The following is a 24042-nucleotide window of genomic DNA, read 5'->3' on the forward strand; positions in this document are numbered from 1 at the left end:
GTGGCAGAAAGTGCCGATTGTGGCTGTCCACCATTTATTCCCGCATTATTAATGAGTACATCTAATACTCCTGTTTTTTCGCCGATTATTTTTCTAGCATTTCTTACCGATTCATCATTCGTTACGTCTAGTTCCACGGCTTCAACATTCATTAATCCTTCTTTTTTTAGAATTTCAACGGCTTCTAAACCGTTTTCTAAACTTCGGCTACCGAGATAAACATAGTATCCTTTTTGCAGTAATTGTTTGGAGATTTCAAAACCAATACTTTTATTAGCTCCTGTTATCAATGCCTTTTTCATTTTTAAAAATATTTAAAATTAATACTGCAAGTAACATCAAGGGAATATGAAATTGTTTACCATTTGGTAAAAAGCGACTTTAGCGAATGTTTTTTCTGATTCTAGGCTGGAAGCCCAACTTAATTCAGCCAGATGACAACGCCTCTGGGTCATTTAATCATTCTACGATGCACACTGAAAGTGCAGCTTAAAGGAAATATAATAATCCTGCTTTTCCGATAAGGAATTACGTTTCTATTTTAAATGAAAACAGAGCTGAGGGCTAGTTAAATTTGAAAACACTAAGTGTAAGAATGGTAAGAAACATTAATAGCTGAGAAATATAAAAAAGATCGAGGCGATTTTTTACCCTCATGAAATCTGCTTTCAGATTTTCTTGCACAAGTAAATCATCCCTGTAAAAGTTCGATTTTTCCAGCGATATTAACCGTTTAAGTTCCTTATCCTGTCTTCTTCCGACCACCGATCCATTGATCGCTATTATAATGATTAAACCAATTTTTATTTGAAACCAGATTTGCTTGACAAAAACAGCTTGGAAAATCATCAACATTGTCACCCCTGACAGAATCAAGAATATAATTCCAATATTAACTAACAAGTGAAAATTAAATTTGTCTTCATTAGATGTAATTGCTCTTGATCCGTCGTTCGCGAATAGTTTCCAGAAATGTTTCGTAAGCAGATATTCTATCAGGGTAGTGCCAGCCATAAGGGTTATCCCCACAATGTGTGTGATTAATGCGATTTGATATAGCGTTTGCATGGTAAAAAATTTAATGGTAAAAATTAACTTGATTTAAATTGAACATGCGAAAGAAAATTTCGACAATTGTCTTTTAATGGATAACAATTTCCACTCAATTCCTTCACGTTAACGATTATGGTGACAACATAGAATAAAGATTCCTCTCTCGGAGGATATACAGGATTTGCACTCCGTAACCGGATTAATTTTCAGAAATAGTTGGGCTTTTCATCTCGTACTTATTAGATTTTACGCTATCAACGATAAATTTAGCCACCGTTTGCCTGCAAATGGATAAGCTTGGTTTTGGTAAGTTATTAAAACTGACCTTTAAAGTCTTTATCTTTTTGGAGTCATTAAGAGCTACTGGTCTTACCGCAGTCCAGCTTAAGTTGGAAGATTTTAATAGTTTTTCCTGTGATTCATGCTCTGCATAAATTGGTCGCATATTCGTATAGTTAATCAACCACCTTAACCAAAAAGGTATTTCCTTTTGTGTTTCGCCAACACCCCATGCAGAGATGGTGATTAACCGCTTTAGGTTTTGTTGACCCGCTTCGGATATCACATTTTTCATGCTTTCAGTTATGAAATTTTTGGGTGTAATTAATTTAGACCAGGGTGCATCTGAGGCTCTGGCGATACTCAAAGCACTTATGATTAAATCGCAGCCTTGCATTGCAGCCGCCAAATCTTCCCGGTGGGTAGGCGTGCCCTGATATACCTTAACTGATTTTGAATGAAAGGGCAACTTATTTTTATCCCGTACCAAAACATTTAAATCATAGCCTTGCTTAAGTACCTCTTCAACGATAAGGCGACCGGTTCTACCGGTGGCTCCTAAAATGAGTATTTTCATAATTTTTATTTTTCGTTTGTTGTTTCAATTAATTGAACGCAAACCATTATTTAATTTTTTAATTTTTTGGGTCTCTGTTACAACACTTTATAGATTTGACCAGTTTGTCCGCCCAGCACACTTTTTACATAAGCCTGCGCAACCCTGCTCATGGTGACAGGAACGTGTCCCGGGAAATAGGGAAAATAGGCAGTAGATTCTTCAACAATATCAGGACCTACTGCATTGATACGCACTCCGTTCTCCAGTTCTATTGCAGCACCCTTCACAAATCCATTGATTGCTCCATTCATCGTACTAATGTTTGTACCCATTAAAATTGGGTCATCAGCTAATGCGCCGGATGTTAAAGTAAACGACCCTTTCGGATTTATATAATGCTGCCCAATCAACACCAAGTTAACCTGGCCCATCAATTTACTGTTAATGCCAATCCTGAAATCAGCCTCCGTCATAAATGCCAAAGGCCCGAATTGGGCGTCCCCGGCAGTGCAAATTAAGGCGTCAAATTTTCCGACTTGTTTGTAAAAGTTTTTTATCGACTCGACTGACGAAACATCTACTTGTATATCAGTACTTTTTGACCCTGCCTTAATTATTTCATGGTCTTTGTATAATGCGGCAGTTACGTGTTTGCCTATGGTACCTGTGGCACCTACTATTAAAATTTTCATTTTCGTTTATTTTTTGACAAAATTAATTCATAGCTTTACATCTGGCAAGTAATGGCACATTTGTCAAGTATTGACATTTAAGACACTAATATTCATTATCAGTATGTTATCGAAAAAAATAATTGAAAAAAAAGTTGAACCGGATTGTGATTGCTCCATATTAGGACCGATCAGTATCATAAGCGGCAAGTGGAAGCCCGTTATTATCTGGATGTTATTATCAGGCTCCAAGCGATTTGGGGAGCTTCATAAATCAATTGACGGTATAGCACTAAAGGTGTTATCCAGGCATTTAAAAGAACTAGAGGCTGACGGTATTATCAACCGGAAAGTATATGCCGAAGTCCCGCCAAAGGTGGAATATACACTCACTGAAAAAGGGATGTCGCTCAACGATGTGATGCAGCTATTGGCAGAGTGGGGTAAAAAGAATATAGCAGCTGAATAATACCTTTTAGAAAAGGTCAAAAATACCGTTATTTTCTTAATTTTAAAAGGTTGATACTGCAAAGATTATCCAATAAAAAATAAAATCATTTTCAATCATTTATAGCCTGTTTAAATTATATTTAAACAGGCTTATGTTATTATTTATTCTTGCCATATTCCATTCCGTGCTCTTAATTTTTTCTTTGAAATCCCCCTCCTTTCAAAACTGAAGCTTTGGATTATGCAATAAATAGAGTAATTTTTTTGTGTATATACGCTAAGGATTAATTTTTATCTACTTTTTTATAAAAGGATGCCATTATTACTTTTGTATTATTGTATTAATGATTTGCATCAATTTATTAGGTTTGGAAAGAAAAGGACTGTGTCCGGTATCAATTTTGTACGTATTTGTAATGTTTGCTTCAGATACCATTTGTTGCTGAAAAGGATAACTAATCGCTTTGTCTTCGGTAGTGTAGATATAATATTTATTAGCTATAGTATTGTAAATATCTTTACTATAATTTAATGGAGTTCCAGCAGCGACAACCGGTTCGGGACGAAGTTTGTTTACCAATAAATTAATATCTTCATTTGAACCGTCATTACAAAAGATCTTGCGCATATTTGTTTCTGCATTTGCGATAGTAACTGTACTTCCATCGGCTGAGAATTCTAATGCAGAAGGAATCAACGTTCCAGAATCCATTGCCGAATAATCAAATACACTACTTCCACTTTTAGGAATGAATCCGGCAACATAGATTAATTTTTCTATTTTTTGTGGCATCTTGGTAGCGGCTTGTGTTACTATAGCACCACCTAAGCTATGTCATACCAGAACAACAGGGGTATTTAAACCCTCAATAACGTCTGTTACCTGTTTTACATATCCATCAAAAGTTATCTCTGAAACTGGTGTTTGATCATTTCCATGACCAGCTAACTCAACCAATACAACCTTATTTCCTTATGCTTCTAAAGATGCTTTTACCTTATTCCATACGAAAGATTCCTGCCACGCTCCATGTACCAGTACAAAAGTTGAGTGATGTTCCTGTTTGACAAAATCCTCGTCATCCTTAGAACAAGAATTTAATATTAGAACGAATAACAATATAGGCACAATGTATTTTAATAATTTTATTTGTTTGATCTTTAATATTGGTTAATTACAATTTGTTATAAAAGGATCCATAGCTTTTTTTCGGTTTGATTTTGTAGTGTTGCAACAGCCGGCTCCGTTACCAACCCTGATGATTTTCGCTGAATGCTGTACAAATGAATTTAACGAAAACTCAAATAAGCTTAATTTAATCTCTAATTTTAAATTTTTCATTATCTAATAACAAAGGCATCTATTCTAATGTTACCGTTGTATTTTAGCATAATAAGACAGATATATTACTCTTACCAGAAATGCCTTTTTATTCTCCGGATTTATAAGAATACTCCCTCCCCTCCTATCGTAACAATTGTAACAGCAAAATAAAATTGTTGCAAAGGTAATTAGTGATTATATTGTCAACAAAATTTAATACCTTAAATTAGCAATATAAATTTGGAAAAATCAATATGGATCCTTTTCAACCGCTAATCAGCCATATCAGTAAAAAAATATCCCTTACCGAGGATGAAATGAAGGGATTGATCTCCTATTTCAAAGTGACCAAAATCAAAAAGAGACAATTTATTATTCAGCCCGATTTTATTCCAAAATACAGAAATTATGTGGTACAAGGTGCCTTTAGAGCTTATGTTGTTGCTGATGAAGGCGAGGAACATACGATCCAGTTTGCTGTGGAAGACTGGTGGATTTCTGATTACAATGCGTATGTTTCACAACAGCCAGCATCGATGTTTGTAATGGCTCTGGAAGATAGCATCATCCTGCAGATCGATTATGAAAGTGAAAAAAATCTAAAGTCTGCCTACCATAAATACGAAACTTTTTTCAGAAAGATGGCAGAAAGCTCAGTCGCTGCGATGCAGAGAAGGCTCATCAGCAATCTAACGAAAACTGCCGAAGAACGTTATCAGGAATTTGAACAAAAATATCCTTCCATAGCTCAACGTGTTCCCCAATATGTGCTGGCTTCATTCCTGGGAATGACCACGCAATATATGTCTAAGCTCCGAAACATCAGGGTTTCCAAAAAAAGTTAATCTAGTTTCATCTTTTTAGTTCAATTAGTTTCTGTTTATTTCCTAATCTAGTTGATTGTACTCGCAGCATACATTGGCGCACCTTTGTAATGTCAATAATGACAAATAATTTTTACATACAAAGTATATGAGCGCAACAGACAGCAGAACATTTACAGTTCCAACACGCAACGAAGTTTCTTTAAACAATCAAAACATTTTCGACAATCTTCAGAAAGGTCTTGGTTTCGTACCCAATCTATATGCCTATTTTGGTAAAAATGAAACCGCCCTCGGAGATTATCTTGAGTTACAAAATCGCAAAAGCACCCTTAAAACCAAAGAAAGAGAAGTTATCAATCTTGTTACCAGCCAGATCAACGGCTGCCGCTACTGTCAGTCTGCCCACACAGTTTTGGGTAAAATGAACGGCTTTTCAGAAGACAATATTTTAGAAATCCGTGGTGGCAAAGCATCTTTTGACACGAAATTAGATGCTTTAGCAAAATTCACGGCTTCCGCAGTTGAAAATCGTGGTAAGGCTACTCAGGAAAGCGTTGAAGCATTCCTCGAGGCAGGTTATACTGAAGCCAATCTGATCGATGTTATCATGGTCGTTGGCGACAAGATCATCAGCAACTATATCCAAAACCTTACCCAGCTTGAAATTGATTTTCCATTAGCTGATCAATTATAATTAACATTTAATCATCAAAGAATGAAAAATACAGAAAACTTTCAGCTGGAAACACGTTTGAAAAAACACAGAGATTTTTGGGGTTCCAAACTTACGTCTGCCGAAAATGAAACGATGGAAAGACATATTGAGTTTCTCCGTGAATCGGGAGCATTGGACAAAGTGTTGAAGAGAGGAGATCAGGCACCTGAATTTAATCTCAAAAATCAAAATGGAGAGATCATCTCATCATCTGAATTATTAAAAAATGGATCTTTAGTAGTTAGCTTCTACAGAGGAAGCTGGTGTCCGTATTGTGTAGAAGAAGTAAAAGCTTTAGACCTATTCTATCCTGAAATTCAGGAAAACGGCGCCGATCTCGTTGTATTATCGCCACAAAGTTTTACCCGAACAGAAAAGCAAGCCAACGAATTGCACCTAAAGTATAATCTGCTTGTGGACAATGACAACAAAACAGGAAAGGCATTCGGATTGGTGTACGAATTTCCTCAATATTTAAAGAATTTATATACCGAAAGGTTTAATAACAATATTCAGGATATCAACGAGAGTTCTGCCTGGGAGCTTCCTATTTCTGCCAGATTTGTAATAGGACAAGACGGAAAGATTTTGGATATTTTGGTAGATCCGGACTATCGTTTCCGTCCGGAACCGATGGTTACATTAACATTTATTAAAAATTTAGCGAGATCGTAAAATGAAAAATATAAAATTAAAAATAGCAGGTCTGTTACTGTTCTTATTTTCTGTAAACGGAATTTACTGGCAATCCATCAATACAGATAAAAATAGTATTGCAGACGGAGGTATGACTGATAATGCCTTGTAATATTATCAGCAACCAATATACTTTATTGTGCTAAAGTATATTGGTTAGCCAAAAACTGAATTTAAAGGAATTCTCAGGTAAGTTTTCTATCTAAATGATGTCAATATTTTAATATAGCTGTGTTTTTGAATATTTAAACATGTAATTACCCTTATTGAATCTTTGAAAACCTGGCTTCAATATTCTTTAACCATTTCACCCTTTTTTCCTGACTGACTGACTTTACCATGTTAAAGCTGATCCATTTAAGATTCTTGTATCCCATAGTTTTGAAAACACTTTTTATCATTGCTTTCTTAATTAAGTTACCAATAAGCAGGGAGTACATTATCTTAGGTTTATTCATGGTTGTGATGACTGTCACACCTTTTAAGTTTTTTAAAAGGGGTACTAAACCAAAACCCCTTGGATGGTGGTCGTAAACAACTCCGGGAGTAAGAACCCTATCAACAAATCCTTTGGTCATTGCGGGCATCAAATCCCACCAGATAGGAAAAATAAAAATCAGGTGGTCTGCTTTTTCCAGACGTTCATTATAGTCTATTACTTGTGGATCCACAGGTTTGTGATCCACAAATGCTTTCAAATCTGCCTTTGACATTACGGGATTAAATCCATCATTGTCAAGATGCATCAGGTCAATCTCGTGATTTGCACCTTTAAGTCCCTTGATCACGGAATTTAAAATCGCGTTTCCAAAACTTCCCTCGTAAGGATGATTAAATACTATTACTATATTCATTTTTACTTTGCTTTATTACCTACTCCAAAGTTGAGAAATAGCAGATGCCTGAACGATAACAATTGTTAAAAAAAACTAAACGCAAGTAACGAAGACAAAAAAAAAATCAGAGAGTTTAGTGAACATGTGAGAGTTACCGCTTGTCTTCTACAGATACAGAGGTAATACCTAAAGGATGCAGTATAATATTGTGGAATGCGTAAGGGATATTTTCAAGGTTTTTCTTGAAATAACATTTTATAATGGACTTCGGGTTTGTTCTGGATATGCGAAATCAATAAATTCTGTTGGAATGCCAAAAGATTGATTAAATATTTATTGAACAGCAGTAGAAAACATTCGTTTTTCTGCAATAATTCATTTCCTTTTGATCAATTGACAAAAGGATTGAATTTTCGACGGTATATATACTGTAAAAACAGGGTGTTTGGTAGAAAAAACTTTCGATCACGCAAAAAAGATGATTTTCAAAGAGAATCTGAAAGGTAATTTCTTTTTCATCCTTACGTGTCCAGCCTCTAAGCCCTATTTTTTAAAATAATTGAATGGAAATATGCCCCTCTTGGATGATGATAGTGTCTTTTTTATAAATTTCTTCGCAACCTGTCTTAAGATAGGTATTGCCTTAGATCTAGCTCCTGTTTATACTTTTGCTATAAAAGGTTGCTTGGCATAATTACAATTTTATCTCAAAATAACAAACATCTGCATTTTGATAATGAGAAGGTAGGTTAGAAACACTTCCCAGTTTTTTAATACCCAAGAAATCAAATCCACCGTTTTTGTAGTGTTGGATCAATTTTTTGTTTTCACCACAGGTATCCATCCTGATATATTTTTTATCCTGCGCAAATGCTTTTGCCCAATCAACGATTATCTTTACATAATTGTTCCCTCTGAAATTCGGGTTTGTTGCTATTCTATGAATATAAAGAGCAGATACACCATCATCATCTTTCCAAATTTCTGGATCACTGTATGTAATTGCCCAAACGCAGGCAATCTCGTCATCAATCATTAACTTGAATTGTCTGTTTCCAGCAATTTCATATTCTATCAAAGTTTGATCAAATTCCGGCCATTGGTTTTCGGGAAACTTTTCTTTCTGAAATTCCGTGGCTAATTTATAAAGTCTGAAAATTTCAGATATATCTTTTTCGGTACTATTTTCTATTCTCATTATCTGTTGATATTAGTAATCCTAGATGGCTTTTAATTCAGCACATTAAATTTACCATTTTTAACCTGAGGTTCTGCAAAAAATTTATGTTTTACCATTTCTCCATTTTCGAGAATGGCTTGTAACGCAATGCTTGGTCAGTTACACTATGAATTAAGCTTTATAAAATTTACGCATTATTTTTTTTACAAATTACATGAACTTAATAAGCAAAAACGATAACAATTGTAAAGAAAATATTCTTTGATTCACGAATATTAAAATAGACTAGAAAGGATGTGTAAATAAATACTGAAAGCATCTAATGCGATCCTGAAACCTGCTTTAGGAATATTATGGCTGTGGATTTATTGATAATATACCAAGTTTAAAACAATATTATCGGAAGTAAAAACATTTCCATCGCGAAATTTTATTTAATGGTGCTTCCTGATTGAATTGGGGATTTAGCCACAATTGCACCGGATTAGGATACTTTAGTTGCCACCGGTTTTAAAGACCTTTGCAGGGTAATTAAATTAAAATTATAATGAACAAAAAGAAAATTGCCTTGGTAACTGGCGGAAGCCGTGGAATTGGTCGGGATATAGCTCTTAATCTAGCAAAAAAGGGCTTAGATGTCATCATCACCTATCTTTCTAATGAAAAAGCAGCCAATGAGGTTGTGGAACAAATAAAATTATATGGTAATAAGGCAGCAGCTTTACAATTGGACGTTGCTGCCTATGAAGCTTATGCCCCTTTTTTTTCGGAGAAGTTATTGCCACTGTTAAATGCCAATTTCGAAAACTCCCAATTGGACTACCTGGTCAATAATGCAGGAGCTATTGCTTTTTCAACTTTTGAAGATTCCACCATCGATCAGTTTAAGGAGATGATACATATTCATCTGATGGCACCCTTCTTTATCACCCAGCATGCTTTGCATATCATGAACGACAGAGGAGGAATCGTGAATATTTCAACCGGACTGACACGTTTTACCACACCGGGGTTTGCGGCATATGCCTCCATGAAAGGTGGACTTGAAGTACTTACCAGATATCAGGCTAAAGAATTGGGACCACGAAAAATACGTGTAAATTCAGTGGCTCCGGGCGCTATCGAGACTGATATTTTAGGAGGTGCCGTGAGGGACAACAAAGATATGAATGCGGCGCTGGCAGCTGAAACAGCCCTTGGACGAGTTGGTCTGCCTGAAGATATCGGTGCTATAGTTGCTTTTCTCTGTACTGAAGAAGCGTATTGGATCAATGCTCAACGAATTGAAGTGTCAGGTGGAAGTAACTTGTAATTATTTGGTAAATTTGTCCCATGCAGGAAATCATTCAAGTCAAAACCATTAGCGAATTTCACCGTCTGTATAATTTACCTAAGCCTTTACATCCTTTGATCAGCTTGGTGGATTATGCGGAAATGTATAATGGGGTAAAGGTTAAGTGCTGGTCACAATCATTCTATTCCATTGCATTAAAGAAAAACGTACTGGGAAAGTTTAATTATGGACAATTGCCTTATGATTTTGATGAGGGTCTGATGTCATTTTTTGCACCAGGCCAGATCTTGAATATCACATTCAACGACAAATTACCCAAACAGAAACCATCGGGATGGATACTGCTTATTCATCCCGATTTTTTATGGAATACCACGCTAGCCAAAACGATAAAGGGATACGAATATTTCGGATATGCCATTAATGAGGCGCTTTTTCTTTCCGAAAGAGAGGAGCACAGTATGAGCATCCTATTAGACAGCGTCCTCGAAGAATACAGCAGAAATATTGATGATTTCAGTAAAAAAATCATCATCTCCCAGATCGAACTCTTGTTGAATTATGCAGATCGTTATTACAAAAGGCAATTCATTACGCGAGAGCGTAGTAATCACGAATTACTCATCGGATTTGAAGAATTACTGGAGCAATATTTTAACGAAACAAACGATAAGGAACGAGTGCTTCCAACAGTCCAGTATTTCAGCGAAAAATTGAACAAAACCCCCGATTATCTTAGTAGTGTGCTAAAAAATACTACGGGCAGCAATACTAGCCAACATATTCAGCTCAAAATTATAGAGGTGGCCAAACTCAAACTCTCCACCACCACACTTACCGTAAGCGAAATCGCCTATTACCTAGGATTTGAACAACCACAATCACTGAGCAAGCTATTCAAAAAGGTTACACACCAAACTCCGCTTGAATTCAGGAGTTTATATCAGCGGCATACATAGATGGTTTTTCAAAATTGTTCCAGTTTTTTTAAGTTGTACGTTTGCTTGTTTTAGTGGTTCATAATAGCGAACAATATTCACTTTTCCTTTGGTTACAGACCATTTAAGGACCTATTACCGTAGTTTTCAACTATCGGTTTAATCCATCAAATGAAAAACTCCCTTGCTATAGAAAATAGATTGTTACTGAAATTACGACTCTGATTCATCAACATACAAGAGAATTTTACTTTTATAGTCTGTTTCGTATCCTGCTTAGTGAAACAGAAGTTATACCTAAATAGGATGCAATATAATGCTGCGGAATACGCTGAATAATATATGGATGTTGCTTCATAAGCTCTTCGTACCTTTTTTGAGGTGAATTTTTTAAATAGGAAAAAAAAAGATTTTGACTTTGTAGAAGCCGTTGAAATAAATGTTCAACTATATTATCTTTAATATCCGGTAAACTCATTAATGCTTCTTGAAATTCTTTCTTAGTAACAGTTTGCAGAACACAGGGTTCAATTGTTTCTATACTATATAGACTAGGTTTGTTTGTCATAAAACTTTCAATAGACGATACGCCACTACCTTCAAAGAAAAACTGAGTTGTGATATCTTTCCCATTATCATTAATCCAGGTTCGTAAACAACCTTTTTCTACAAAAAACATTTTTTTTGAAATTTCACCTTCCTCAAGAAGAATAGTTTTAGCAGGAATGTCTATTTGTTTAAAAAGATGACTAAGCATACTCCACTTTTCGGTATTTTTTTTTGCTTTGTTCACTATATTTAGTTTTAATAACATTTCAACATTTCGAAATTCTTACAAATGTCTTAATTCAGTTTGAATTATAAGTATTCGATTATTTTTACTGGCTTAATACGCTGAATAAAATATGGATGTTCTACAATAAGCTCGTCGTAGAGTTCAAGTGTATTATTTTTTAAGATAGGAATAAAAGATTTTGAAAATCCATTTGAGAAATAGTTTATAAAAAATACAAGACTCCGAACTTTCCATGCTGAAAAAAGTCGATTTCTTGCAATCCTTTTTCATCAGGTCCACAAATCATGTTCCTATAAGAATAGTTTCAGAATGTATATTTTCTTGTCTCTCGTGAAAATCGTTCATAAAATCACTCCCCCAGTTTTCCATCATATCAACGAGTGGTAAAAGAGATTCACCTACTTCAGTTAAAAAATATTCAACCTTAGGAGGGAGTACCGGATAAATTACTTTTCTTACAACACCATACGTCTCCAATTCTTTTAGTTGTAAGTTCAAAACTCTTTTGCTCGCAAGCGGATGTTTCTTCACGAGCTCACTTGGTCTTCGTATTCCTTGGTTGATTGAATCAATTAAGCAGGGTTTCCATTTACCTCCTATAATCTCAAAAGTAATACTGATGCCACAACTAAAATCTTTCGGTATTTTCTTCTCGTACATTGCTGTTCTGTTTTAGAGAATAAATTTACGACATATTTCGTTTTCAGTACCATAGTGATAATATTATCCCTATAGCAATATTTTTTCACTTATTTTTTCACATATGTAAGGTCAGTACATTTGCTCATAATTAATCATTAAAATTTAAAAAATGGAATTATCAATTAGAGACAAGGCTGAAACTATACAAAATAGCATTGAAACTGAAACTTTGGCAGAAATAGGTTTGATCAGTCCTACTTCCTATAAACAACACAATCCAAATGTAGCAACGGGCTTACAAGCAATCTTAGGCTTGCATGATCAAATGCCGATGGATAAAGTTTACACCAATGTAGTCCGTAAGTTTCAAGATGGAGATTATGGATTTGTTCACGTAGACTATTTCCTTTTTGAACCGACCGTCGCTTTTGATATACACCGGTTTGAAAACGGGATAAGTGTTGAACATTGGGATAATCTCCAAAAAAATCCAAAAAAACTGAATAAAAGCGGAAGGACAATGACCGATGGAAAGACCAAGGCAAAAGATCATCATAAAACGGAGGTTAACAAAACACTTGTTCAGGACTTTGTTCAAAACGTTCTTATTAATGGGCAAATCGAGTTGGTGTCAAATTATTTCAGGGGAGACGAATTGATTCAACATAATCCACATATGGGTGACGGAGTACATGAATTTCTAAATATCTTGAATCAATGGCAGGAAGACGGGAAACCTCAAATTTATAGTAAAATACATAAAGTGCTTGGAGAGGGAAATTTTGTACTGGTATTAAGTGAAGGTACTTTTAAAAGAGAACACGTTGCTTTCTATGACCTATATAGAATTGAAGAAGATAAAATTATAGAACATTGGGACGTTGTTGAAACGATACCTGAACCTGGAAAACGAAAAAATGATAATGGGAAATTCTAATAAAGACAGGCACTACAGAATAATTAGTACCTTTTTTGTAGTTCTGCCTACCACTTTTGTAATGTCGGTTTTACCAAGTTTTACTAATGGGGTTTTATCTGAAAATTGGATCGGTGATCTTTTTAAATCATGGCTTTTTTCATTGCCTATTGTTTACGCTTGTGTACTGCTTCTAGTGCCAGTTGCTAACAAAATAACAAGCAAGATTTTAGATAGAAAAGTACATTTATAAAATATAGAGTGTTCCTAAATTTATATCGTTTTGGGAACACGCTATTTTGTTTTTTTTAAGTTACCAATAACTATAATTGGAAAATAAGGTCACATAATTTTAAAAATGTTCTTCAGTAGATAAATGTCGCGTTTATTATTGGAATGTGATTATTGTAAGACGCTTTACAAGATCACAATTTACGATGCTGATGAGTGGATGTTCAGGCTTGGGCAAATCTCTTAATTGATGAAATTCGCTAATTGTTTTATTCTTTGTGCCTGCCGTTGTCCCATAAAACAAATTTAAAAATAATTTTGTTGCATATCATCCAATAAGCTGATGTGTGTCGGTTGCCAACCTAATTGCTCTTGTGTTCTGGAATTTGCAGCCATACTTTCCATCGTGATGAAATTACTCATCCACTCAAAATGTTTCGCTAATTCATCTTCTGATACCGATTTTACAGGCAAGTTCAATGTTTCGCCAATTAACGTCGCGATTGTTTTCAGTTTAATGCCTGGGTCGCCAACTACATTATACAAAGCACCCTTGTTACCTTTTTCTATCGCTAGACGGAAGGCTTTTGCGGCGTCCAAACGATGCACTGCACACCAATGATTTTCACCTTCGTTAGGATACGCGGAAATTCCATTTTTGCGTGCAAGTGAAATAATGAATGGAATAAAGCCATAGTCTCCTTTATCGTGAACGGACGGTGCTAAACGAATGACAGAGGCATTAATGCCTTTTCCCGCCAGTGATAATGCTGTTGCTTCCGAGTTTCTCGGCGAATGTTGCGCAGTGCTTTCTTCCGTTACAAATCCATTGACGAGCGGCAAGCCCAACATTCCCGAAGTTACTACGATTGGTTTGTTTGTGCCAGTAAGCATTTCCCCCATGGTATGGATGGCGTTTTTGTCCGTCACCGCTGAATCTAAAAATGTAGATTGTCCACCTTTCATAAAATCATGGTTAAATCCGCAGTGAATTACACCGTCAGCATGTTGAACACCTTGTTTTAAGATTTCCAGATCGTCAAGATTATCGTTTAAAACTTCCGCGCCTAAATCACGGACGATTTTTGCAGATCGTTCCGAGCGAACCAAACCAATTACTTGGTGTCCTGCATTAATTAATTCTCTGACTACCGCAGAGCCGATGAAGCCAGAAGCCCCTGTTACAAATACTTTCATTTTTTACTGTTTTTGTTTAAAGCAAAGATCTGTCATTGTTGATATACAGATGTAGCCAAAAGAGAACATCAATTATTTGGGATGTTGAGAGTTTTGCCAGCTCACTTTTTCAATTAAACGATTGCCTAAATTCCAAAGGCGAAGCATTAGTTTTTGCCTTAAAAAGTTTACTGAACGATTGTGAATGTTCAAATCCCAATTCGTAGGCAATTTCGCTTACTGAAAGGTTTGTAGTAGATAATTTCTCCTTGGCTTTTTCTATCAGTTTGTCGTGAATGTGCTGCTGTGTGTTTTGACCGGATATCTCTCGCAGCAAACTGCCTAAGTAACTCGGCGAAACATTCAGCGCTTCCGAAACATATTGAACAGATGGTAGACCCCTTATTGCCAAATCGTCACTGTTAAAGTAATCTGTCAACAGTTTTTCCAAACGTTCCAAAATTTGATGATTGGCTTTTTCCCTTGTGATGAACTGGCGGCTGTAAAATCGTTCCGAATAACTAAACAATGTTTCAATGTGCGAAATAATGATCTGTTTGCTGAACTTGTCAATATTGGAATGATACTCTTGCCTGATAGTTTGTATGATACTGTTTAGTGTTATTTCTTCTTTTTCTGACAATATCAACGCTTCATTTACCGAATAATCAAAAAAATCATATTGCTTAATTGTTTTTGCAAGTGGTGTATTCCAAATAAAATCCGGGTGAATGAGCAGCATCCAACCCGATTGTTTTCCGGGATTCTCTTCTTCAACAATTTCTAGTTCGAGCAACTGATTGGGCGACATAAAGAACAATATGCCGTCATCTTCAAAATCGTAATGCAGTTGTCCGTATTTATATTTTACACCTTTCATACGTTTTAACGCAATAAAATAAAAATCAAATACGACATTCATAGCGATTTGGTCTGGCAATTTGGTGAAATCGTCCGTTGTAACTACGCTAATCAAGGGATGTGCTGGCTTAGGCAAACCTCTTAGCCGATGAAACTCACTGATTGATTTTATTCTATGCAGTTTTGTATGTGCCATATACAAAGATAATTATTGTTGATGGTATGTTTTTGCAAATTCCTTTGCAAATTCCTTTAATTTTGTTTTACCTAAGACAGGTCTGTTTTTGAGATAATTTTCAAATGTTTTTCCGCTGTGTGTCTCCATCTGCATTCTTACGAAATCATGTGCGAGCTGTTGTGGAAAGCCTGCTTGAATTAAGCCGTTTAGTAATTGGTCTTCTGGTAACGCTATCCATTTCAGATCAGGCTTGCCAATGGATTCGCCTAAAATTTTAGCCGCTTCATTACAGGTCAATTCTTCGCTTGCCACATAACGGATTTTTTTTCCTTGAAACGTTTTTGTCAGTTCTTCAAGAGCCGCATCTGCAATATCATTTGGCGAAACAAAAGCGATTTTATCATTTTCACCATAACCTGCCATTAGCGCACCGTATTCTTTTATGGTTTTAATATCATTGTAAAAATTGGTATAAAAAGAACCGGGACGCAGTTCGATAACTGTTCTATCTGATAACTGATTAAGCAGGGGAGAATCTTCCACATTAGCTGCCCAACCAGTTAAAAATACAACTTTCTTAATTTCGTTATGCTTGATTGCCTGCACATAATTGGTTTCAATTTTTTTAAAATAAGCCGTTTGGTCTTCTTCCATAAAATTGAAAGGTATCATGCAATATACAGCGTTTGCCCCTGCAAATGTTGCTGTTAGAAAATTAATATCCTCTATTGAACCTATTGCTGCTTTTGCTCCCATGGTTTCAATTTCTTTTTGTTTTTCGGGATTGCTACTGATAACGGTTACCGAATGTCCACTTGTAATCAATGCTTTTACAAGTGGTTTACTGATGTTGCCCAATGAGCCTGTAATTACGATATTCATATTTTTCTTTTTTTTGTTGATACAAAGATGCAACGCTTTCAAAAAAAAACATGTAGCCAGAACGACTGTTTCTGAAGTCAAAATGAACAGTTTCTAAAAGCAGGAATAATTAGAAATAATTTGCGTTTTTGAAATGTGCAATTCTAAAAGCCTGTTGTGTTTCTTCTACGAATGGCTTCTTAAGTTCTTGGAATAAAGAGATTCTAATCCAACTTTTACAGCTTCTGTCTGTACATTTTCTACAAAGGTCATAGCTGACATTAAAAATGGCCAAAACCATTTTGGTTTCTCAATCTTACTTCTTCTTCGGTTCCGGGCAGCAATTTATCTAATGTATCTATTGCATTTGTTTGTACTTCATTTATGAAAGGCCGCAGGTCTTTATTATATGCTTCAAAAGCCAATGCATGATTTCCCTTATGTTTTTCAAAAGAATCTGCAAGCGCCGTTGCACCTATTATCGCTAATGAACCACCCATACCTGCTGCCGGTGAAGCGCAGTAACCGGCATCGCCTACCAATGCAACTCTGCCTTTTGTCCAGGATGGCATTTTTATCTGGCAAAACTTGTCGAAGTAGAATGATTTAGAATTTATGAGCTCTTTTAATAGTTCTTTGGTTCGCCAACCAACATTTTCGAATTGTTCTAAAATTATTTTTTTATGTTGCTCCTGATTGCGGAAATCATAAGGAATTTCGGCTTCCGGCCTGAAAGTAAAAATGATATCTGTTCTATGATTATAAGCATACAATGCAACACCTTTATTGGGTTCGGCAAACATCTGATAAGTGTCTTTTTCAACTAACAGTTTATTTGCAATCGCAATGGCAAAGTACTGGCCTAAAAAATGAGCATATTTCGTTTCGTCCCCAAACCAAATTTTTCTGACACCCGAGTGTATGCCGTCACAGCCAAACACTAAATCATAGACCTGCCGTGAACCGTCTTTAAAGCTAACTTCTATATTGTCTTTTGTTTCATTTAGTGCATCAATGCTGTTATTGAAGACAAATTCTACATCATTTTTGATAAGGTCAAAGAGCATATTGAGCAGCAAGTCTCTTTCTATTTCAAACTCATTTTCAGTTAGTTCACCCAGTAAAACAGAATATCCGGTAACATCGTCAGAATTCTTAAATTCCCATTTTTCGGGACCGATTCTATTTGCTTTTATTTGTTCAAAAAGCCCCATACGCTTTACAATGTCAACCGTGTTACCTTTTATGTCAACTGGCGTGCCACCCATTTTAAGATGGTTTCCAATTTCAACAACTGTTACTTTGTAGCCCATTTTATTCATCCAATAAGCTGTTGTAAGCCCTGCAAAACTTGCACCGGATACAAGCACTTTTTTATTCTGTTCCATTTTTTTTACTTCTTTAAAATTTATAGCGTAAAATTCGTGAAGATAATAATAGTGGGAAATAACCAATCGTAGCAAGTATTGGATTAATCGTGCCTTTTGTTTCGAAAAGCCAAAGCTGACATCCCGACAGTCTTGGTAAAAAGCCTTGAAAAATATGGATAATCATCATAACCCAGTTCAAAAGCAATTTCTTTTACTGATTTATCAGAATGATAAAGTAAGCGCTTTGCTTCTAAAATGATTCTCTCGCGAATGCATTGTGAAATGGATAAGCCGGTGATGTTTTTTATACTTTCATTCAAATAATGGGTAGAAATATTTAATTGTTTAGCATACGCTGCTGGCCGTTTGAGAACACAGTAATTTTTTTCTAATAATTGATTGAAAGATTTTGCAATTATCTCAAACCTTGAGAGACTGTTTAAGCACATATTTTGATTTAAAAATACCGAAATAAGTAACCCTACCAATGTATTACAACTGTCCTTTAAAAGTAAATGGTTCAGTCTATTGCTTTTCTGAGTTGAAAATTTCAAACAAAGAGAAAATGTTTCAAAGATAATTGTAGAAATATCGTTCGTTAATGTTGAAGGCGTTGATGGTGCAATTTCTTCTAAAAATTTAAGATATTCTTGATTTAGATTTTCGTTTTTGATTGATAAAGAGCAGACAGTGATATTGGTAAAATCCACAATACGATGCACTTGGTTTGGATGCATATAAACAACAGCCGGTGCCGTGATTTTATATTTTTGAAAATCTATTTCAATAACAACGCTTCCGTTTTCAAGTATATGAAAAGTATGTCCTTCGTCCCGATGGGATTGCGTTGCTTCCTCCCTTCGCGGAGTCGTTTTAAAATCAGATTTTTTAATATGGAGCTTATCAATAGAAATGCCTTGGCTGAAATTTTCTGCCATTGGATTTATCGGGATATTCTTATTACTTTTAAGCACTTCTTAGTTCTATTTTATCAACTGCTGAATATGGGTAGATGTTGCGATTGTGGTTTCGTCATTTGTTCAGACGTTTATCGATAGTAAAAATACAAAAATTAAACACGTTGGTGTGGACGTGCTGGTATAATAATCCTACTGAATGATTTGCTTATCACATAACCTTATTATTGATTATCCCGCTCTTATCAAATGTTGTAAGATGGTGGTGGCGGTGTTTGGTTTCATTGTCTATTTTTGATTAAATTTCACAAATGCATGTTTGATATGACAGAAACGAAACCTTTAATAACCGGCTTATTATATTTACAATAATGCATAAGGCGTTCTCACAGGCTGGGGTATCTTCCATATTTTAACAAACAAATTTAAATTATACCGCCAATAAATAGGAATATTTTATAAACAGGATTGAGCGGATGTAAACCACTATTTTATCTTTTCCACCGTTTATGAGTCCATAGCCACCCATATGGTTCTTGCCTGATATTTTCTGTTAGCAAGTGAATGTATTTCTGGGCTATTTCCCCTTCGTTCACGGACTCTGCTTTAGAACATATTGGAACACAAATGATCTTGTAACTTCCTCTTGAAAGCTGTGTTATATGCAGATAGACAACTGCTGTTCGACTTTTTCGAGCCAATTTTTCCATCCCTGAAAATAAGTAAGTTTCTTGGTTCAAAAAAGTGAACCTGTATTTTTCATCCTGTGTGCGTGGGCATTGATCGGAAAGAAAAAGATAAACTGCTGGATTTAGCTTTTTAGTTAGCAAATGGCGTGTTACTGCATTATCAGGAATTAATTTCATGTTAAAACGTGAACGTAGTTTAACCATAAGCCTGTTCATTACGCCAGACCTAAGAGGTTTATAAACGGTATACATATCGTGCTGTATTTTATATGGCATAAAATTGAGCATTTCCCAATTACCACAATGTCCAAGGCACGCAATGACATTCCGCCCAGCGTTTATATGCCCGTCTATGAGTTCCAAATTCTCAAATTCGATTCTTCTATCAAGTATTTTTTCCGAAACGGAAATACTTTTAATGATTTCGGCAAAATAGTTTACAAAACAGGTATAGAACTTTTTTACAATAGCATGGATTTCTCCATAACGCTTATCCGGAAAGGAACGTGCAATGTTTTGAATAACTACCGCTTTCCTGTACCCAATCATATAATAAACCAAGAAAAAAGTAAAAGAAGCCATCGCATACAGGAATGCCATCGGCAGCAGGCTCAGAGCATAGGCAATAATATAAATGCTTCTAAAGGCAACGGTTTGTAAGGCTTGTCTCATTTTCATGAACTAAAACTTCATTTTTAAACCAACTGACGCATAGGGGGAAATAGAAAAATAATAATCATTATTACCCGCAAACATCCCTTTCAAAGTCCTTTCGTTGTACGATGCCGGGCGGTACAGGTTTACCCCGACCATACCCGTCACGGATAATCCCTTTTCACCAAGTTTTATTTCAGGCCTGAAACCGGTAACGATATACTGGTGGGAGAATATCACATCCTTGCCATCCTTCTTCAACAAAGCTACCTGCCCGTTCATCTCAAGGGCATAGGAAAGCTTGAACCTGTTATCGAATTCATAACCTGCGGATACATCCAAGCCATCGACCAGTTCAACATTTACGTCAAATTTGCCGTTGGTTTTCCATTTGACGTAAACAGCGGGAAATATCATCGGATAACCTAAAGAGCTATTTATGGCTACACCTCCACCGATATCCAAATTAGGGTTCAGGTGGCGGATAAAAACAACTCCTCCGCTTACCAGTACATTTCTGAAACTGATTTTTCCAAAATCAGTATTAGGAGCAAATATTCCCATTCCAACGTTTGCCCGCATAGACCATCTGTCGTTCAGGGGACGTTGATGGTAGATGCCCAATTGTAAATTCATAATTTCCGAAACCATGTCATCTGCAAAATTTTTGTTTTTCAACGAAACGTATGCTCCGCCAAGACCAATGCCCCAGACAGTCGGGCGATTGTTTTCATTTAGTTTCTTGGACAAGGGTATGTTGACCCCCGCCTGATAAACCATTGCGGAGCCTTTGCCGTCACCGATTTTTTCTCTTGGTTTCTCACCAGGGGGCAGGTAGTAGTATCCTGATTTTCCAAGGTATTCCGTCTTAAAAGAAACTTCTTGTGCTTTTCCTGGCAGATATACCAATGTTATCAACGTTGGTAATATGAATGATTTGAATTTCATATGATTTTGAATTGTTTATTGGACAAAATAATAGCGATTTAAACGAAGTAGAAACCAATAAACTTTGAACTTCAGAATCGGCCGGATGGATATTAGATTAAATTGGATGGAATGAATTACCAAATGCGGCAGGTCATTGGTCATGTAATAAGCTAATAAAAAGTGAAGAAGTCATTGCGTACGGAAATTTAGGCATCTGACTTTTAGCATGAGCCTGAATTTCTGTACACAATCTATTTGAACGGCTTGGCAATTTTTAGAATTTATATGCTATCCCGATAGATGCACCAAGGCTTTTCATCGACCCCTCTCTTGAAATTATCCAAGTTTGCGAGTCAAAACAGACAACTTGAATTTATTTGCCTGTTCTTATCAAAATAGAATTCAATAATACCATAGTCAGAACGGTTCATGACAGGTTTTAGAAATGAAATATAGTGGTCAATAGATAGGATTTTCTCCGGACAAACTATTCCACAACTCCGTCCATCCATTTCAGGAAGTCAGGAACACGTACACGGCTTACCAAAACTTCATGTGGACATTCGGGGAGAAAAAAAAGTTTCAAACGACTGTTAAAGTACTTGGCAACATTTATAATTGCTTTTACATTTCCAATGCAGTTACGTGACACACGGAAAAACAGACGACTGTCAAGCTGTTGTTCTAATTGGTCTAAGGTATAATTAACGATAAACCGCCTATCGCTGAATGTATGGAGGAAAACGACCCCACCTTCGCTATAAAAATGGGCAATTTCCTTGGTCTCTATATAGTGATAGTTTTCGCCTTTGGATATCAGGAAACGGTTTTTGGTCTTGAGCGATAGTATCTGCTCAAAATTCTTTGGAGTACTTCTATAAGTATAGCTATGGAATATGTGCTCAAACTTGGTCAATGCTGCTTCTAATTCACTCTCATTAAATGGTTTTAACAGGTAATCGATGCTGTTCAGCTTAAAGGCTTTGATGGCATGTTCATCGTAAGCAGTTGTAAATATGACGGGCGTGCTGACCTCTACGTGATTAAATATCTCGAAACAATTACCATCCGCAAGACGAATATCCATGAGAATTAGGTCAACAACGGATTCTTTCAAAAATTCTATGGTATCGATGACCGTTTTGGTTTGCTTCTCCAGCTGATAGCCCGGGCGCAATTTAGTCATCATGCGTTTCAGTTCTTCATACGCGAAACGCTCGTCTTCTACAATCAAGTACTTCATGGGTGGATATAAGGGATTTTAACAATAAAAAGATGGCCTGTATGCGCTACTATGACCTCTTTAGCATATACTTTATATTGTTTGGCAATATATTTCAAACCGATTCCGCCTTTATCTACACTTCTTGATGGCTGGATGTTGTTTTCGACCGTGATATAAGCATTATCAATAGTGATTTTTATATTCAATAATGATTCTTCGGTAGCGATGTTGTGCTTGAATGCATTCTCTATAAGTAATTGCAGGGTAAGGGGAATGATCTTGTTCTGTTCGCAGTTAGCCATTTTATCCACTGTGAAAGTAAAAGAGTTTTCAAATCTCGTCCGCATCAGGAAAATATATGAATTCAGAGCATCCAGTTCATCTGCAACAGAAACCATTGGCTGCTGGGTAAGGGAAAGCACATAGCGATAGGTCTTCGATAGGGCTTTTGTAAATTTATTGGCATTTTCCTGATTGATGTAGATCAGTGAGGAAAGTACATTCAGTGAATTAAACAGGAAATGTGGGTTAATCTGTGACCGTAATGTTTCGTGCTGGAATAATAGAACCTCACGTTTGGCTTTTTCGGAATCGGCTATCGCTTTTTGTTCGGACTGGAAATAATGGATCAGCTCAAACACAAGCAGAATAGGAACATTGGTCGTCATTGCAAATGCGAATTTGACAATGAAAGGTGGTAACCCCTGCTCAGGAACAAGGAACACATGATATATCAAAAAATTAAATATCAATAGTAAGATCAGGCATATAGCTGTGATACCTGCAATATCTGCAATAATACGAAAAAAGATATTTCTGGAGTATGGCAGATGCTTATTCAGTAGCAGCAGCAATCCGTAATCTGCCATACACATGGCAATGATAACGACATAATGCGCTGAAAGCTGTATATGAAAGTTTCTCCATAAATCTTCTTTCATCACAATAATGCTAAAAAACATTTGGCACAAGGCATAGACCAGAGACGAAAAGAAAAAGATAATCAGTATTTTTATATTCATTTTTTTCTGAACCATTATTCAAAAGTAAAGTTTCCATGTAAGATTTACCGAAAAGTTCTCCTTTTTTCTGATGAACTTCATTATTTGGAAGATGAATTTAACAGATGATGTTTTTTTCTTTTGTTTGCCTTCCTATGTATATTTGCATTTAAAATGCTTAAATCAAAGATTTTGAAATAACAATGTTGAGGAGGTATAAACTAAAGTTTTATAAAAATTTCATGGGATATTTAGGGTTTATTTGTCCTTTATTATCTTTTTTTGAGTTTTCCATCCATTAGTTTTTTAGTTAATGGTTTAAGATAGTCAAAGTACAATATTCCTTCAGTGTGGTCGATTCACACTGTATCACTCTGGTTGTCAACCCATTGAATGAACGAGTTTGCTTCTCAAATTCTTGGTTATAATATTCAATTGAGCCCAGTTCCTTTTCACTTTATGGGTGTGAAAAGGTTGATTAAATTACCTTCGGGATCTCGAAATAAGAGAGATTTATTTCCCCAAGGCATTGTTGTCGGTTTCTGAACAAGGTAAGGCTGAAGGTATTCAGCTAATCTTTCATAATCAGCATCCACATCTTCCACCATAAACTCTATGATAACGCTACGGTTTTGGGCAGGCTGAGCAACACTTTCACCGCCAAAAAATTGCAATGTATGGGTACTGCCAATTGCCAGGGCTGCCGTTTTTGTTTTTAATTCAGCGAAATCTGGTGTGTATTGTGTCATAGAGATTCCTATAACTTTCTCGTA

Annotated in this window: 28 protein-coding genes and 1 pseudogene; 9 read left to right on the top strand and 20 right to left on the bottom strand. The window is 35.9% G+C overall.

From position 1 onward, the window contains the following. From J7E44_RS23025 to J7E44_RS23040, 4 genes are all read right to left on the bottom strand, one after another. Positions 1 to 302 (bottom strand): SDR family NAD(P)-dependent oxidoreductase (locus tag J7E44_RS23025; RefSeq protein WP_214834408.1); only part of this gene is annotated, 302 nt, incomplete at its 3' end. Between the two features lie 262 nt (positions 303 to 564). Then, positions 565 to 1068 carry a hypothetical protein gene (locus J7E44_RS23030; RefSeq protein ID WP_214834411.1) on the bottom strand — a complete coding sequence of 168 codons (504 nt, stop codon included), beginning with the start codon at positions 1066 to 1068 and terminating at the stop codon, positions 565 to 567. A 184-nt stretch (positions 1069 to 1252) separates the two neighbouring features. Further along, positions 1253 to 1909 carry an NAD(P)-dependent oxidoreductase gene (locus J7E44_RS23035; protein ID WP_214834414.1) on the bottom strand — a complete coding sequence of 219 codons (657 nt, stop codon included), beginning with the start codon at positions 1907 to 1909 and terminating at the stop codon, positions 1253 to 1255. A 77-nt stretch (positions 1910 to 1986) separates the two neighbouring features. Further along, positions 1987 to 2583, bottom strand: a complete 597-nt coding sequence (locus tag J7E44_RS23040) for a short chain dehydrogenase (RefSeq protein WP_214834417.1) — start codon at positions 2581 to 2583, stop codon at positions 1987 to 1989. Between the two features lie 103 nt (positions 2584 to 2686). Here J7E44_RS23040 and J7E44_RS23045 point away from each other — a divergent pair, with 103 nt between their 5' ends. Next, positions 2687 to 3031, top strand: a complete 345-nt coding sequence (locus J7E44_RS23045; RefSeq protein WP_214834419.1) for a winged helix-turn-helix transcriptional regulator — start codon at positions 2687 to 2689, stop codon at positions 3029 to 3031. A 303-nt stretch (positions 3032 to 3334) separates the two neighbouring features. Here J7E44_RS23045 and J7E44_RS23050 read toward each other — a convergent pair. Continuing rightward, a pseudogene (locus J7E44_RS23050) lies at positions 3335 to 3835 on the bottom strand (hypothetical protein); the annotation flags it as partial. Between the two features lie 12 nt (positions 3836 to 3847). Continuing rightward, positions 3848 to 3970 carry a hypothetical protein gene (locus J7E44_RS24165; protein ID WP_285439803.1) on the bottom strand — a complete coding sequence of 41 codons (123 nt, stop codon included), beginning with the start codon at positions 3968 to 3970 and terminating at the stop codon, positions 3848 to 3850. A gap of 620 nt (positions 3971 to 4590) precedes the next feature. On the opposite strand from J7E44_RS24165, the gene J7E44_RS23055 reads away from it, so the two are divergent. The 4 genes from J7E44_RS23055 (at position 4591) to J7E44_RS24170 (ending at position 6686) form a co-directional block, all read left to right on the top strand. Then, positions 4591 to 5181, top strand: a complete 591-nt coding sequence (locus tag J7E44_RS23055) for a Crp/Fnr family transcriptional regulator (RefSeq protein ID WP_214834424.1) — start codon at positions 4591 to 4593, stop codon at positions 5179 to 5181. A 127-nt stretch (positions 5182 to 5308) separates the two neighbouring features. Further along, positions 5309 to 5857: a carboxymuconolactone decarboxylase family protein gene (locus J7E44_RS23060; RefSeq protein WP_214834427.1), complete on the top strand. Its 549-nt coding sequence runs from the start codon at positions 5309 to 5311 to the stop codon at positions 5855 to 5857. Between the two features lie 21 nt (positions 5858 to 5878). Next, positions 5879 to 6553 (top strand): peroxiredoxin-like family protein, encoded by a 675-nt coding sequence (locus J7E44_RS23065; RefSeq protein WP_214834429.1) that lies wholly within the window; start codon positions 5879 to 5881, stop codon positions 6551 to 6553. Position 6554: 1 nt separating this feature from the next. After that, a complete protein-coding gene (locus tag J7E44_RS24170; protein WP_285439804.1) occupies positions 6555 to 6686 on the top strand; it encodes a hypothetical protein in 132 nt (43 codons plus the stop codon). A 151-nt stretch (positions 6687 to 6837) separates the two neighbouring features. Here the strand turns inward: J7E44_RS24170 and J7E44_RS23070 are convergent, their stop codons facing one another. Then, a complete protein-coding gene (locus J7E44_RS23070) occupies positions 6838 to 7428 on the bottom strand; it encodes an NAD(P)H-dependent oxidoreductase (RefSeq protein ID WP_214834431.1) in 591 nt (196 codons plus the stop codon). Between the two features lie 676 nt (positions 7429 to 8104). Next, positions 8105 to 8608, bottom strand: a complete 504-nt coding sequence (locus J7E44_RS23075; protein ID WP_214834433.1) for a GNAT family N-acetyltransferase — start codon at positions 8606 to 8608, stop codon at positions 8105 to 8107. A gap of 529 nt (positions 8609 to 9137) precedes the next feature. On the opposite strand from J7E44_RS23075, the gene J7E44_RS23080 reads away from it, so the two are divergent. Together J7E44_RS23080 and J7E44_RS23085 are read left to right on the top strand one after the other, a co-directional pair. Then, positions 9138 to 9902 (top strand): SDR family NAD(P)-dependent oxidoreductase, encoded by a 765-nt coding sequence (locus tag J7E44_RS23080; protein WP_214834435.1) that lies wholly within the window; start codon positions 9138 to 9140, stop codon positions 9900 to 9902. A 20-nt stretch (positions 9903 to 9922) separates the two neighbouring features. Continuing rightward, positions 9923 to 10843 (top strand): helix-turn-helix domain-containing protein, encoded by a 921-nt coding sequence (locus J7E44_RS23085; RefSeq protein ID WP_214834437.1) that lies wholly within the window; start codon positions 9923 to 9925, stop codon positions 10841 to 10843. A 232-nt stretch (positions 10844 to 11075) separates the two neighbouring features. On the opposite strand, the gene J7E44_RS23090 is transcribed toward J7E44_RS23085, so the two are convergent. After that, on the bottom strand, positions 11076 to 11615 hold the full coding sequence (locus tag J7E44_RS23090; RefSeq protein WP_353050520.1) for a Crp/Fnr family transcriptional regulator: 540 nt from the start codon (positions 11613 to 11615) through the stop codon (positions 11076 to 11078). Between the two features lie 285 nt (positions 11616 to 11900). Next, positions 11901 to 12278, bottom strand: a complete 378-nt coding sequence (locus tag J7E44_RS23095; RefSeq protein ID WP_214834441.1) for a winged helix-turn-helix transcriptional regulator — start codon at positions 12276 to 12278, stop codon at positions 11901 to 11903. Between the two features lie 151 nt (positions 12279 to 12429). Between J7E44_RS23095 and J7E44_RS23100 the strand changes: the two genes are divergently transcribed. Then, positions 12430 to 13197 (top strand): nuclear transport factor 2 family protein, encoded by a 768-nt coding sequence (locus J7E44_RS23100; protein ID WP_214834442.1) that lies wholly within the window; start codon positions 12430 to 12432, stop codon positions 13195 to 13197. Beyond that, entirely contained in the window at positions 13184 to 13429 is a 246-nt protein-coding gene (locus J7E44_RS24345) for a DUF2798 domain-containing protein (protein ID WP_214834444.1), read from the top strand. The genes J7E44_RS23100 and J7E44_RS24345 overlap by 14 nt, the downstream gene beginning before the upstream one ends. Before the next feature lie 284 nt (positions 13430 to 13713). Here J7E44_RS24345 and J7E44_RS23110 read toward each other — a convergent pair whose 3' ends face one another. The 10 genes from J7E44_RS23110 to J7E44_RS23155 form a co-directional block, all read right to left on the bottom strand. After that, on the bottom strand, positions 13714 to 14604 hold the full coding sequence (locus J7E44_RS23110) for an SDR family oxidoreductase (RefSeq protein ID WP_214834446.1): 891 nt from the start codon (positions 14602 to 14604) through the stop codon (positions 13714 to 13716). Between the two features lie 109 nt (positions 14605 to 14713). Further along, entirely contained in the window at positions 14714 to 15640 is a 927-nt protein-coding gene (locus tag J7E44_RS23115; RefSeq protein WP_214834448.1) for a helix-turn-helix domain-containing protein, read from the bottom strand. Positions 15641 to 15652: 12 nt separating this feature from the next. Continuing rightward, positions 15653 to 16504 carry an NmrA family NAD(P)-binding protein gene (locus J7E44_RS23120; RefSeq protein ID WP_214834451.1) on the bottom strand — a complete coding sequence of 284 codons (852 nt, stop codon included), beginning with the start codon at positions 16502 to 16504 and terminating at the stop codon, positions 15653 to 15655. A gap of 260 nt (positions 16505 to 16764) precedes the next feature. After that, positions 16765 to 17871 (bottom strand): FAD-dependent monooxygenase, encoded by a 1107-nt coding sequence (locus J7E44_RS23125; protein WP_214834453.1) that lies wholly within the window; start codon positions 17869 to 17871, stop codon positions 16765 to 16767. Between the two features lie 83 nt (positions 17872 to 17954). Continuing rightward, entirely contained in the window at positions 17955 to 18791 is an 837-nt protein-coding gene (locus J7E44_RS23130; RefSeq protein ID WP_214834455.1) for a helix-turn-helix domain-containing protein, read from the bottom strand. A 470-nt stretch (positions 18792 to 19261) separates the two neighbouring features. Then, positions 19262 to 20137 carry a lysophospholipid acyltransferase family protein gene (locus J7E44_RS23135; protein ID WP_214834456.1) on the bottom strand — a complete coding sequence of 292 codons (876 nt, stop codon included), beginning with the start codon at positions 20135 to 20137 and terminating at the stop codon, positions 19262 to 19264. A gap of 3 nt (positions 20138 to 20140) precedes the next feature. Continuing rightward, on the bottom strand, positions 20141 to 21061 hold the full coding sequence (locus J7E44_RS23140) for a DUF6268 family outer membrane beta-barrel protein (RefSeq protein WP_214834457.1): 921 nt from the start codon (positions 21059 to 21061) through the stop codon (positions 20141 to 20143). 469 nt (positions 21062 to 21530) lie between these two features. Beyond that, complete coding sequence (locus J7E44_RS23145; protein ID WP_214834458.1) at positions 21531 to 22286, bottom strand: LytR/AlgR family response regulator transcription factor; 756 nt, start codon at positions 22284 to 22286, stop codon at positions 21531 to 21533. Then, positions 22283 to 23290 (bottom strand): sensor histidine kinase, encoded by a 1008-nt coding sequence (locus tag J7E44_RS23150; protein WP_251040667.1) that lies wholly within the window; start codon positions 23288 to 23290, stop codon positions 22283 to 22285. The genes J7E44_RS23145 and J7E44_RS23150 overlap by 4 nt, the downstream gene beginning before the upstream one ends. A 431-nt stretch (positions 23291 to 23721) precedes the next feature. Then, the coding region (locus J7E44_RS23155; RefSeq protein ID WP_214834461.1) for a VOC family protein at positions 23722 to 24042 on the bottom strand (321 nt) is incomplete at its 5' end.

This window comes from Chryseobacterium sp. ISL-6, from assembly GCF_018613715.1.
In the GTDB taxonomy this organism is placed as follows: Bacteria; Bacteroidota; Bacteroidia; order Flavobacteriales; family Weeksellaceae; genus Chryseobacterium; species Chryseobacterium paludis.